The sequence below is a fragment of the Salinicola salarius genome (assembly GCF_003206135.1).
Lineage (GTDB): Bacteria > Pseudomonadota > Gammaproteobacteria > Pseudomonadales > Halomonadaceae > Salinicola > Salinicola salarius.
Map to the genome: position 1 here is coordinate 1 of NZ_PZJT01000009.1, position 12484 is coordinate 12484.

Annotated in this window: 13 protein-coding genes; 9 read left to right on the top strand and 4 right to left on the bottom strand. The window is 62.5% G+C overall.

Annotated features, from left to right (window positions below; translation table 11 throughout):
* The coding region (locus DOM32_RS09610; RefSeq protein WP_167400662.1) for an SDR family NAD(P)-dependent oxidoreductase at positions 1-688 on the bottom strand (688 nt) is incomplete at its 3' end.
* A 99-nt stretch (positions 689-787) separates the two neighbouring features.
* Positions 788-1225 (bottom strand): D-aminoacyl-tRNA deacylase, encoded by a 438-nt coding sequence (gene dtd / locus DOM32_RS09615; protein ID WP_110633827.1) that lies wholly within the window; start codon positions 1223-1225, stop codon positions 788-790.
* A gap of 479 nt (positions 1226-1704) precedes the next feature.
* On the opposite strand from dtd, the gene ehuB reads away from it, so the two are divergent.
* From ehuB to ehuA, 4 genes are all read left to right on the top strand, one after another.
* Entirely contained in the window at positions 1705-2589 is an 885-nt protein-coding gene (ehuB, locus tag DOM32_RS09620; protein ID WP_110633830.1) for an ectoine/hydroxyectoine ABC transporter substrate-binding protein EhuB, read from the top strand.
* Positions 2590-2728: 139 nt separating this feature from the next.
* Positions 2729-3400: an ectoine/hydroxyectoine ABC transporter permease subunit EhuC gene (ehuC, locus tag DOM32_RS09625; RefSeq protein ID WP_110633833.1), complete on the top strand. Its 672-nt coding sequence runs from the start codon at positions 2729-2731 to the stop codon at positions 3398-3400.
* A 3-nt stretch (positions 3401-3403) separates the two neighbouring features.
* Positions 3404-4096: an ectoine/hydroxyectoine ABC transporter permease subunit EhuD gene (ehuD, locus tag DOM32_RS09630; protein ID WP_110633835.1), complete on the top strand. Its 693-nt coding sequence runs from the start codon at positions 3404-3406 to the stop codon at positions 4094-4096.
* On the top strand, positions 4093-4890 hold the full coding sequence (ehuA, locus tag DOM32_RS09635) for an ectoine/hydroxyectoine ABC transporter ATP-binding protein EhuA (protein ID WP_110633838.1): 798 nt from the start codon (positions 4093-4095) through the stop codon (positions 4888-4890). The genes ehuD and ehuA overlap by 4 nt, the downstream gene beginning before the upstream one ends.
* A 13-nt stretch (positions 4891-4903) precedes the next feature.
* Here the strand turns inward: ehuA and DOM32_RS09640 are convergent, their stop codons facing one another.
* Together DOM32_RS09640 and thiD are read right to left on the bottom strand one after the other, a co-directional pair.
* Positions 4904-6145: a cation:proton antiporter gene (locus DOM32_RS09640; protein ID WP_071231005.1), complete on the bottom strand. Its 1242-nt coding sequence runs from the start codon at positions 6143-6145 to the stop codon at positions 4904-4906.
* 147 nt (positions 6146-6292) lie between these two features.
* Positions 6293-7114, bottom strand: a complete 822-nt coding sequence (gene thiD / locus DOM32_RS09645; RefSeq protein WP_110633841.1) for a bifunctional hydroxymethylpyrimidine kinase/phosphomethylpyrimidine kinase — start codon at positions 7112-7114, stop codon at positions 6293-6295.
* Positions 7115-7388: 274 nt separating this feature from the next.
* Here thiD and DOM32_RS09650 point away from each other — a divergent pair, with 274 nt between their 5' ends.
* The 5 genes from DOM32_RS09650 to nuoF all read left to right on the top strand — a co-directional run bounded on the left by DOM32_RS09650 (position 7389) and on the right by nuoF (position 12470).
* Positions 7389-7844, top strand: coding sequence for an NADH-quinone oxidoreductase subunit A (locus DOM32_RS09650; protein ID WP_071231003.1), 456 nt, complete (start codon positions 7389-7391; stop codon positions 7842-7844).
* A gap of 134 nt (positions 7845-7978) precedes the next feature.
* Positions 7979-8656, top strand: a complete 678-nt coding sequence (locus DOM32_RS09655) for a NuoB/complex I 20 kDa subunit family protein (protein WP_071231002.1) — start codon at positions 7979-7981, stop codon at positions 8654-8656.
* 135 nt (positions 8657-8791) lie between these two features.
* Positions 8792-10558 carry an NADH-quinone oxidoreductase subunit C/D gene (gene nuoC, locus DOM32_RS09660; RefSeq protein WP_110633843.1) on the top strand — a complete coding sequence of 589 codons (1767 nt, stop codon included), beginning with the start codon at positions 8792-8794 and terminating at the stop codon, positions 10556-10558.
* A gap of 21 nt (positions 10559-10579) precedes the next feature.
* The gene (gene nuoE / locus DOM32_RS09665) at positions 10580-11098 is read left to right on the top strand and encodes an NADH-quinone oxidoreductase subunit NuoE (RefSeq protein ID WP_071231000.1); all 519 of its coding nucleotides are present in this window, start codon (positions 10580-10582) and stop codon (positions 11096-11098) included.
* 31 nt (positions 11099-11129) lie between these two features.
* On the top strand, positions 11130-12470 hold the full coding sequence (nuoF, locus tag DOM32_RS09670) for an NADH-quinone oxidoreductase subunit NuoF (RefSeq protein WP_110633846.1): 1341 nt from the start codon (positions 11130-11132) through the stop codon (positions 12468-12470).
* The last annotated feature ends 14 nt before the right edge of the window (positions 12471-12484 follow it).

Sequence of the window (12484 nt, forward strand, 5' to 3'; positions counted from 1 at the left end):
AGGCTATCGTCGCGGCGACATCGGCGGGCTGGCCGACGCGGCCTACTGGATGCTGGTCGCGATCGATATCGCGATGATCGGCTTCGCTGCGTCGGCTGGCCTTCTGCCAGGGGCCGGTTTCGATCCAGCCCGGACAGATGGCGTTGACCCGAATCTCCGGTCCCAGGCTGACGGCGAGTGCATGGGTCATGGAGAGCAGCCCGCCCTTGGCCGCCGCATAAGATTCGCAGTGGGGTTCCGATTGCAGGGCGCGCGTGGAGGCGATGTTGACGATGGCGCCGCCACGGTGGCGCAGGCCGGGCACGGCGGCGCGGGTGCACAGGAAGGCACCGGTCAGGTGGCTCTCCTGCCATCGTCTCCAGTCCGCCAGCGCCAGATCCTCGATCGGGCCACACACCGGGTCGGCGAGGCCGGCGTTGTTGACCAGCAGGTCCACGCCCGTGGACTGATCGTTTTCCTGCTGCCAATCCGTCAGATGCTGGAAGGCTTCCTTGACCTGTAGTTCGTCGCTGACGTCGACGGCCACGGCCAGCAGCGTTGCCTCGGGGTAGTCGGCGTCGAGTTCGGCCACTGCTTCCGGATCGCGATCCAGCGCGGCGACACGCCAGCCTTCGTCCAGCAGGAGTTCCACCGTGGCGCGCCCGATGCCCTGGGCGCCGCCGGTAATGATGGCGAGGGGGTGAGTCATGATCGAGATTCCTTTCATCGCAGCTCGAATGGCCGCTGTTCCCTATTTATGCGCCGCCGAATCCGGCGGGCATCGTTATTATCCGAGCCGTCGGTCAGCTCAAGTTTCCAACATGAAAGTCACCGGCCCGTCGTTGATCAGCTCGACCTGCATGTCCGCGCCGAACCGGCCGGTTGCCACGCTGGGCCATGCCTTCTGAGCCTGTTCCACCAGATAGTCGAACATGACCTGGCCGTGGGCTGGCGGCGCGGCGCTGGAAAAACTGGGGCGCAGCCCCTTGTCGGTCGATGCCACCAGCGTGAACTGGGAGACCAGCAGCAACCCGCCCTCGATCTGTTGCAGGTTGCAATTCATGCGTCCCTCGCCATCCGCGAACACCCGGTAGTGCAGCAGCTTGTGCAGCAAGCGGTCGGCGTTGGTCCGGTCGTCTTCCGCGGCGACGCCGACGAGCGCCAGCAATCCTTGATCGATACGCCCGACGGTCTCGCCGTCGATGTCGACCGAGGCCCGGCTGACTCGCTGGATCAGAGCTCGCATGGCGGTTTGGCTTCTCTCTCGATTGGAATGGACAATGAGCGAAAGGTTAGCACGCTGAGCCCCCGAGGAAATGATCGAGATTCGTAGCAAGCAAAGCGTTATTGAAAACAGGCGGTACTAGAACGTATGTTTATGTTACCCATGCCTCGAGGGTTGGGTGACTGCTGGACTGGCGCCACACGCTGCCTGCTCACGTCGCGATGATTGAATCGCCTTCGAATAGCGGGTTTTGACGGCGCCGGGGCGCAATTGTCATGGGTCAATAAAGGCTTTGACGCCCGCTGCTTGGGTGGTGCTACTATCCAGACGGATCGAGCTGCAACGAATTGTCCTGGTTTGTCGAGAATGGATCATGACAATTTTGACGAGGCCACGCCAAGCTGGGCGAGATGAAAACGATAATGCGCCCGTCACCGAAAACTTGAGTTAATCGCGATCCGCCGCTGCGGATCCGAACCTTGCAGACGGAGATTTGAACGATGCGATACAACATCAATAAAGACGTTATCAATAAAGGCGTCACGACACTGATTGCCGGTTCCGTACTTTCCTGCCTGGCCGTAGGCATCGCGCAGGCCGCGTCACTCCAGGAAATCAAGGATTCCGGTTCGATCAAGATCGCCGTCGCCAACGAAATTCCCTACGGCTACATGGACATGAGCGGTGAGGCCAAGGGCGCTGGGCCCGATGTCATCCGCCATATCATGAACGAGATGGGCGTCGACGACATCGAGTGGGTCACTACCAACTTCAGCTCGCTGATTCCGGGCTTGCAGGCGAACCGTTTCGATATCGCCGCGGCCGAGATGGCCGTGTTGCCGGATCGCTGCCAGCAGGTGATCTACTCCGAGCCCAACTCCTCCTACGGTGAAGGGCTGCTGGTCAAGGAAGGCAATCCCAAGGATCTGCATGCGTTCAGCGACTTCGTCGAGGGCGACGCCAAGATCGCCATCATGGCGGGCGCGGATCAGTTGGACATGCTGCAGGCGCTCGGCGTACCGCAGGAGAACATGGTCACCATCTCCAGCAATGCCGATGCGATCTCCACAGTTTCGACCGGCCGCGCCGATGCCTATGCCGCGACCAGCCTGACGGTCAGCGAGCTGGCGGGCAAGAGCGATGACGTCGAGTCGGCAGCGGAATTCGTGGACCCGGTCATCGATGGCGAAGAAGTGCGTAGCTGGGGCGCTTTTGCCTTCAACAGCGACAACACCGAGCTGCGTGATGCGGTCAACGAGGCGCTGGCGAAGTACAAGCAGACCGACGACTGGAGCGAGACGCTGATGGGCTATGGCTTCAGTCAGGCCGATGTCGACGGCTCCAGCCATCACACCACGGAAGAACTCTGCACCGCGGATTCCTGAGTTTTGCAATCGAACTTCTGAACCCGATGTGACGGTGAGCGCTCGCTCGAGACGACGGTTCTCGGACGAGCGTTCGGTTCGTCCTTGAACGGTGCCGGTACTGCCGGGACCGTTCGTTAGCGAATGCGGAGTCTCCCCGATGGAATGGACGAGCTATCTCGCCCCCTTGTCCCAGGGTGCGTGGGTGACCGTGCAACTCACGGTCTACTCGACGATTCTGGGCGGCATCTTTGCCTTCCTCTTCGGTCTCGGCAAGCTGTCTCACAATCCCCTGCTCAAGGGAATCAGCGTTGCCTATATCGAAATCTTTCGCGGTACGTCGCTGCTGGTGCAGCTGTTCTGGATCTACTTCGCGCTGCCCATCATGGGACAGGCGATCGGTCTCGACCTGCGCTTTCCACCGGTGGTGGCAGGGGTCGTTGCGCTGGCGCTGAATATCGGTGCCTACGGGGCCGAGGTCGTGCGTGGCGCCGTGCAGGCCGTGCCCAAGGAGCAGTACGAGGCGGCGACGGCGCTCAATTTCACCTCGCGCAAGCGGCTTTGGCGAATCACGCTGCCCCAGGCGATCCCGGAGATGATGCCGACCTTCGGCAATCTCGCGGTTCAGAATCTCAAGGACACCGCGCTGGTATCGCTGATCTCGCTGGGCGACATGGCTTTCCGCGCCGAACAGATCCGCAACTTCACCCAGGACAGCGTGACCGTCTACACCCTGGTGCTGTTCATGTATTTCGGCATGGCGCTGGTATTGACCGCGTGCATGAAACTGCTGGAACGCTACGTTGGCCGCTGGCGCGCGGTGGGGAGATAACGCATGTTTTTCGGCATCGAATGGGATACCAGTAGCCAGTGGGCCTTTGCGGTCTCGATCTTTCCGATTCTGCTGCATGGCCTGGTGGTGACGCTGCAAGCCACCGTGGTCGGCTTCTTCATCGCCCTGATCCTGGGGCTGGTGCTGGCAGCGCTGAAGAGCGCGCCGACCCGCTTCATCCGCTGGCCGGCCAAGCTGATCACGGAATTCATCCGCGATACGCCGCTGCTGATCCAGCTGTTCTTTCTGTTCTACGTCCTGCCCGAGTTCGGACTGACGCTGCCGGCGTTCCTGACCGGTGCGCTGGCGCTGGGTGTGCAGTACAGCGCCTATACCTCGGAAGTCTATCGCGCGGGCCTGGAAGCCGTGGCCAAGGGGCAGCGCGAAGCGGCACGAGCGCTCAATCTGGCGTCTTCGCGAACCTTTACCCACATCATCCTGCCGCAGGCGATTCCGCGCATCATCCCCGCGCTGGGTAACTACCTGGTCTCGATCATGAAGGACGTGCCCGTGCTGTCGGTCGTGACCGTGCTGGAAATGCTCGGCGTGGCAAAGATCATCGGCGACCGCACCGGTGGCTATCTGATTCCGCTTTCCATGGTGGGTGGCCTCTATCTGGTCATGACGATCATCGCGTCCTTTGGTGTGCGCTACCTGGATACCCATCTGCCCAAGCGAGGCCTTTCTCTCAAATGAACGACGCCACGAAAACTCGCGATCCGATCATCAAGTTCGACAAGGTCGTCAAACGCTTCGGCGACCACGTGGTACTCGACGAGCTCGACTTCGAAGTCCAGCGCGGCGAGAAGGTCACCATCATCGGTCCTTCCGGCTCCGGCAAGTCGACGGTGCTGCGCATTCTGATGACGCTGGAAGAGATCAACGACGGTGTCGTCTACGTCGGCGGTCAGCCGCTGTGGCACCAATGGCGGGGAGATCGGTTGATTCCGGCCAGCGAGCAGCATCTACGCCAGATGCGCAGCCAACTGGGCATGGTCTTCCAGCAGTTCAACCTGTTCCCGCACATGACGGTGCTGCGCAATCTCACCGAAGCACCGGTGCAGGTGCTGGGTGTCAAGAAGGCCGAAGCCCGACAGCGAGGTCTGGAACTGCTGGAGATGGTGGGGCTCGCCGATCAGGCCGACAAGTACCCACATCAACTCTCCGGCGGCCAGCAGCAGCGGGTGGGCATTGCTCGTGCGCTGGCGATGCGGCCCAAGGTCATGCTCTTCGACGAGCCGACCTCGGCGCTGGATCCTGAACTGGTGGGAGAAGTGCTGAACGTCATTCGTACCCTGGCGGACGAGCATGATCTGACCATGCTGCTGGTGACCCACGAGATGCACTTCGCGCGCCAGGTCTCCGACCGTATCTGCTTCTTCGACCAGGGGCGGATCAAGGAGCAGGGCAAGCCGGAGGATATCTTCACCGCGCCGAAGGAAGAGCGGACCAAGGCGTTCCTGAAGGCGGTTCTCGATCCGGACGATTGATGTGAGCGACGGGCTACGAGCGCTGTCGTGCCGCCTCTCGCCGCCGGTCCAGCCAGAGCATGATCGGTCCGGCGGTCATGCCGTGGAAGAGGATGGAGGCCAGTACCAGGAAGCTGACCAGCGTCCATGCGCTGTCGAGCTCGCCGAATTCCGCCTTGCTGCTGGCGTAGGCGAGATAGTAGAACGAGCCGACGCCACGGATCCCGAACAGGCTGACCACCGCCTTTTCCCTCGGTTTCATCTTGGAACCGATCAGCCCGATCATGCCGGCCAATGGCCGGATGACGAACAGGATCACCAGCCCTGCCACCGCCATTGGCCAGGTCAGGCCATCGAGCAGCGGCCCGGCCAGGCTGCCGCCGAACAGCACCAGCAGGAACATCATCAGCAGCCGTTCGATCTCTTCGGTGAAATCGTGCAGGCGCACGTGATAGTCGTGGGCTTCCTCCTGGGTACTGCGCAGGGCCAGCGCGCCGACGAACACGGCGATGAAGCCGTAGCCGTGGATCGCTTCGGCGCCGGCATAGGTGACGAAAGTGCCGCCCAGGGCGACGAAGCCCTGTCCGGTGCTGGCGAGAGACATTCGACCCGATCGAAACATCAGCAGCCCCAGCAGCCAGCCAAAGAACCAGCCTGCCGCGACGCCTGCCGTGATCCGCCACAATACATCCATGGTGAACCAGTCCCACGTCCACGCGCCGGGCGAGGTGCCGTTGATGGCCACGGCAATCGCCAGATAGGTGAACGGAAACGCCAGGCCGTCGTTGAGGCCGGCTTCCGAGGTCAGGCTGGCGCGCACCTTGTCGCCGGGCCCGGAGCTCGGCGGGCCGACCTGAACATCGGCGGCCAGCACCGGGTCGGTCGGTGCGATCACGGCGCCGATCAGCAGCGCGGTCTCCCACGGCAGGCCCAGGTAGTAGGCGCCCAGCGCGGCAATGCCGCCAATGGTCAGCGGCATGGTGATGCCCAGAAGACGCTGCGTGTCCGTCCAATGGCGCCATTTCAGCGGGTCGTCGATCTTCAGCCCGGCGCCGGCCAGCGAAATGATCACTGTCAGTTCCGTGAGTATCTCGAGCGTCCTGACGTGTGCCGTGGGCTGCAATTCCTCCGCGCCGAGCTGCGAAAACAGGGCGAACCCGATACCGATGCAGATGATCGGCAGCGACAGCGGCAGTTTCGGTGTCAACGTCGGCACCCAGGCGACCAGCAGTATCAATGTACCCAGGCCACCCAGAACAATGATATGGGGGTCCATCCAGACTCGATCTCCCTATCTCTCCATCTCACTATGCGAGAGCCGGGATCCTTCCCGGCAGATGGTGAAGCAGTCACATACTATGGACCACAAACGACAAGTTCACGACTGCCGCAGGAGATGACGAAAGCTCGCGTTTAATGCAGATCACCACCAGGCATGGAAATGGTGCGGTGGCCCTTTGCCCTGTCCGACATCGAGGCGCTCGCTGGCTATCAAGGCCTGATGCAGCCATTGCTTGGCCGCTTCGATGGCGCCGGCGACATCGGCCTTCTCGGGTGGCAGGTGGGCAAGGCTGGCGGCAATCGCCGAGGAGAGGGCACAACCGGCCCCATGGAGGTTGCGTGTCGGCAGGCGTGGCGCATCCAGCCAGCGTTTGTCATTCGGCATCCACAACAGGTCAGGGCAGCTTTCCAGCGGCAGATGACCGCCTTTCAGCAGGCCATAGGGTGCTCCCAGCGCGGCGAGATCGCCGACCATCGACTCCATGCCGGCCAGGGTGCGGGGGGTCTCGGTGCCGAGCAGCGCGGCGGCTTCCGGCAGGTTGGGGGTGATCACGTCGGCCAGGGGGACCAGAATATCCCGCACGGCGCGTAGCCCTTCGTCGTCTACCAGGCGGTCGCCGCTCTTGGCGATCATTACCGGATCGAGCACGATCCAGCGCGGCCGGCGTCGCGTCAGCGCTTCGGCAATCGTTCCCGCTACCTCGCGGCTGGCGACCATGCCGATCTTGACCGCGTCGATCTCGACGTCGTCGAGCAGATTGTCCAACTGGGTGCGAATCAGCGTCACCGATACCGGCTCGACGGCTGCCACGCCACGCGTGTTCTGCGCGATCACTGCCGTGATCACGTTGGTGGCGTACACGCCGAGCGCCGAAAACGTCTTGATGTCGGCCTGCAGGCCAGCGCCGCCAGAAGGGTCGGAGCCGGCGATCGTCAGGGCGTTGGGAATCGAGCGAGAAACCATGGGCGGATATTGCAAGCGACGGGAAAGCGTCTAGCCTAAGACAAGTTACCGCCATTGCCTAATGGCTAATGGCAAAGCCCTTTCACGGGGCAGTAATTTTCGCGGGGTAGGGTGATCTTCGACAAGCCCGCCAGATTTGGCTACAAGCTGCAATAGGACTAATTAGCAGGCTTGCTATCAGCTATTAGTCGTGTAGACTCGTAAACTTACGAACCTGTCAGTTTCGGTTCGCAGTTTTACTACCTCAGGTTTCATAACGTCTGCGAGGGAAGGCATGTCCGATCCGGTGTCAGCATGGATTGCCAACTACTGGGCTACCGGGTTGTTCGTGGTGGCCGTCGTTGGGCTCTGTGGATTGATGATCGGCGCTGCCAGCCTGCTGGGTGGCCGCAGCCAAGGACGCAGTAAATCCCTCCCTTTCGAATCCGGCATCGTTGGCACCGGCTCGGCGCGCCAACGGTTCTCGGTCAAGTTCTACCTCGTTGCGATGCTGTTCGTCATCTTCGACATCGAAGCCGTCTACCTGTTCGGTTGGGCCGTCTCCGTGCGTGAAGTGGGCTGGACAGGGTTTCTGGCAGCAGCAGTATTCATCCTCATTCTACTGGCCGGTCTGGTATATGACGCCCGCGTCGGCGCTCTCGACTGGGCGCCACGCAAGCGAGGACGCGAAGACGCGTCGAGAGCGCGTGAGCTGGCCGCCGTGCCGGGCGTCGACCGCCATGCACGCTGAAGAACAAGGGCGCTTCGCCTCCGGCATATGGGATCGCGATGGCGATCGCCAAAAAGATAATGATGGAAGTCTGGCCTCCGTGACTGACCAGTGCTTCCTCGACCGTTTTTCTATCTGGTTTGTTGAGGCTCACTATGCAGTACACCCTGACCCGTGCGGAGGGAGGCGATTCCGCGGCTGATCGTTATCCTCTCGGCCAACGCGAGCTTGTCGACGATCCGATGAAGCAGCAGGTTCATCGCAACGTGTTCATGGGCAAGCTCGAGGACGTGCTTCATTCGGCAGTGAACTGGGGGCGCAAGAATTCATTGTGGCCCTACAACTTCGGCCTTTCCTGCTGCTACGTGGAAATGACCACGGCGTTTACCGCGCCTCATGACGTTGCCCGTTTCGGGGCGGAAGTGATTCGTGCCTCCCCGCGCCAGGCCGACTTCATGGTCATCGCCGGTACCTGCTTCATCAAGATGGCGCCCGTCATCCAGCAGCTCTACGACCAGATGCTCGAGCCCAAATGGGTGATCTCGATGGGTTCGTGTGCCAATTCCGGCGGCATGTACGATATCTATTCCGTCGTTCAGGGCGTCGACAAGTTCCTGCCGGTGGACGTCTATGTGCCCGGTTGTCCACCGCGTCCGGAAGCGTTCCTGCAAGGCCTTCAGCTACTGCAGGATTCCATCCAGGAAGAGCGGCGTCCGCTTTCATGGGTGGTCGGGGATCAGGGTGTCTATCGCGCCGAAATGCCGTCTCAGCGTGAAAAGCACCGCGATCGTCGTATTGCGGTCAAGGAGCTGCGCACCCCGGATGGCATCTAGGGCGGTCGACCGTATCGATCGTCCTTGCCATAGGTTCTTGTGGTCGTTCTCGACCATCGATTTTCGCACCGGGGGCCGCCAGCCATGACTGCAGCCGATGATTCTCAAAACGGCGCTTTTCAAAACGAGAGCACGATGACTACCAGCGCTTCCCGCGACGCCGGCTCGGCCGATGTCGTGGCCGAACTGACGCAACATTTCGGGCAAGCCGCCTTTACCCCGCAGGATACCCTGACCGGAATGCCGGTAATCTGGGTGGCGCGAGAGCAGCTGCGCGATGTTCTCGCGTATCTGCGTCGCGTGACCGGGCCCTTCTCGATGCTGTTTGACCTGAGCGCGGTCGACGAGCGCCTGCGGACCCATCGCCGCGGTCTGCCGCCTTCGGACTTCACCGTCTTCTACCAGTTGCTCTCGGTCGAGCGGAACGCTGACCTGATGATCAAGGTCGCGCTGCACGAGCGAGATCTGACGCTGCCCTCGATCAGTGACATCTTCATCAATGCCAACTGGTACGAGCGCGAGGTGTTCGACCTGTTCGGGATCGACTTTGCCGGCCACCCGCACCTGACCCGGATCATGATGCCGCCGACCTGGACCGGCCACCCGCTGCGCAAGGACTATTCCGCCCGCGCCACCGAGTTCGACCCCTATACGCTGACGGTGAAAGGGCAGGAGGTCGAGCAGGAGGCGCTGCGCTTCGACCCGGCTCAGTGGGGCATGAAGCGCGAAGGCGAAGAGACCGAGTTCATGTTCCTCAACCTCGGTCCCAACCACCCCTCGGCGCATGGCGCTTTCCGCATCGTGCTGCAGCTCGACGGCGAAGAGGTCGTCGATTGCGTGCCGGACATCGGCTATCACCACCGTGGCGCCGAGAAGATGGCCGAGCGCCAGTCCTGGCACAGCTTCATTCCTTACACGGATCGCATCGACTACACCGGCGGGGTGATGAACAACCTGCCCTACGTGCTGGCGGTGGAGAAGCTGGCCGGCATCACCGTGACGGACCGGGCCAGGACGATCCGGGTCATGATGGCCGAGATGTTCCGTATCAACAGCCACCTGCTGTTCCTGGGTACCTACCTGCAGGATCTGGGGGCGATGACGCCGGTTTTCTTCACTTTCACCGACCGCCAGAAAGCCTACGAGGTGATCGAGGCGATTACCGGTTTCCGCATGCACCCGGCGTGGTATCGCATCGGCGGCACCGCCCATGACCTGCCCAATGGCTGGGACAAGCTGGTCCAGGGTTTCGTCAACTGGATGCCCAAGCGTCTGGCCGAATACGAGAAGGCGATGATGGAAAACGCCATCGTGCGGGACCGCACCAAGCACGTCGCCGCCTTCGATACTCAGCAGGCGCTCGACTGGGGCGTTACCGGCCCCAACCTGCGCGCCACCGGGCTCGATTTCGACCTGCGCAAGAAGCGCCCTTACTCCGGCTACGAGAACTTCGACTTCGAGGTGCCGACGGCCGTCAATGGCGACGCCTTCGATCGCGGCATGCTGCGTATCGAGGAGATGCGTCAGAGCGTGCGCATTCTTCAGCAGTGCATCGACCATATGCCGGCGGGCGACTACAAGGCCGATCATCCGCTGACCACGCCGCCGCCGCGGGAAAAGATGCTCCAGCACATCGAGACGCTGATCACGCACTTCCTGCAGGTCTCCTGGGGGCCGGTGCTGCCGGCCGCCGAGTCGCTGCAGATGATCGAGGCGACCAAGGGCATCAACAGTTATTACCTGACCAGCGACGGCAGCACCATGAGCTATCGCACGCGTATTCGTACGCCCAGCTTCCCGCATCTGCAGCAGATTCCTGCCGTGATGCGCGGCGGCTTCGTGCCGGACCTGATCGCTCATCTGGGCAGTATCGATTTCGTCATGGCTGACGTGGATCGTTGAATGAGGCCGTTGGAGACGAACATGAACCAGACAACCGCCAGTTCCACCGCCGCGACGATCGCCAGCGATGCGTTTGCGCTCGATCCCGCCGATCGCGAGGCCATTCTGGAGGAGCGGGCACATTATCCCTATCCGCAGGCGGCGAGTATCGAAGCACTCAAGATCGTGCAGAAGCGTCATGGCTACGTGCCGGACGGCGCAATTCCGGCCATTGCCGAGACGCTGGGAATCCGTATCGCCGACGTCGAGGGCGTGGCGACCTTCTACAGCCTGATCTTCCGCCAGCCGGTCGGCCGTCACGTCATCCTGATCTGCGACAGCAGCTCCTGCTTCCTGACCGATTACGAGGAGCTGCGTGACGCCTTTGTCGCGCATCTGGGCATCCAGATGGGCCAGACCACGGCGGACGGACGCTTCACGCTGCTGCCGGTGTGCTGTCTCGGCGCCTGCGATCGTGGCCCCACGATTCTGATCGGCGAGGATCTGCATGGCCCGGTGACGCCGGACCAGATCCCCCGACTGCTGGAGGCCTACTCATGACCTTGATGCGCACGACGCAGGAGACAGAGACATGAGCCGCATTCTGCAATCCGCCAGCGAGCGTCGCGCCGAGACCCACCCGCTGACCTGGCGCCTGCACGACGACCAGTCACCCGTGCTGCTCGACGAGTACCGCAGCACACAGGGCTACGAGGCGGTCACCAAGGCGCTAGAGCAGCACACCTACGAGACGCTGACCGAAGAGGTCAAGACTGCCAATCTGCGCGGTCGCGGCGGCGCCGGCTTCTCGGCGGGCTTCAAGTGGAGCCTGACGATGAAAGGCGAGGACGTTCCGCGCGGCTACATCGTCTGCAACGCCGACGAGATGGAGCCGGGCACGTTCAAGGATCGCCTGCTGATGGAGCAGCAGCCCCACCTGCTGATCGAGGGCATGATCCTGGCCGGCTTCGCCAACCGTTCGAAGCAGGGCTACATCTTCCTGCGCGGCGAATACCACCGCGCCGCCGCCTCGATTCAGCGCGCCCTGCGTGAGGCCCGCGCCGACGGCTGGCTGGGTGCGGACGTGCGCGGCAGTGGCTGGGATTTCGACATCGCCCTCCATACCGGGGCCGGCCGCTATATCTGCGGTGAAGAGACCGCCCTGATCAACTCGCTCGAAGGCAAGCGCGCCAATCCGCGGGCCAAGCCACCGTTTCCCGGTCAGTCCGGCGCTTGGGGGCTGCCGACGGTGGTCAATAACGTCGAAACGCTGTGCAACGTGCCGGGCATCGTCAATCACGGCGCCGACTGGTTCCAGGCGCTTTCCGGCGATCTCAGCAGCGATGGCGGCACCAAGCTCTACGGGGTCTCCGGCAAGGTCAAGACTCCTGGCCTGTGGGAGTTGCCGATGGGCACCACCGGCAACCGGATCCTCGAGCTCGCCGGGGGCATGCGCGATGGGCTGACGCTCAAGAGCTGGCTGCCCGGCGGGGGCAGTACCGGCTTCCTGCTGCCGGAACACCTCGAGCTGGCGCTCGATTTCGATACCATCGGCAAGACCGGCAGCCGCATGGGCACCGGGCTTTTGACCGTCGTCGCCGACAACCAGAGCATGGTGTCGTTGACCCGCAATCTCGAAGAGTTCTTCGCCCGCGAGTCCTGCGGCTGGTGTACGCCATGCCGCGACGGCCTGCCGTGGAGCGTCAAGCTGCTGCGGGCGCTGGAGGCCGGCGAGGGCGAGGCCGGCGACATCGAGCTGCTGGAGCAGATGGCCCGCGATCTTGGGCCCGGCAAGACCTTCTGCGCCCACGCGCCGGGGGCGGCGATGCCGCTGGCATCCGCGATTCATTATTTCCGTGACGAGTTCGAGCGTGGCATCACCCGACCCAAGGGTGAAGCGCACGCGGACCCGATCCCGGTCGGCAGCGTGTAGGAGGAGTTCGACGC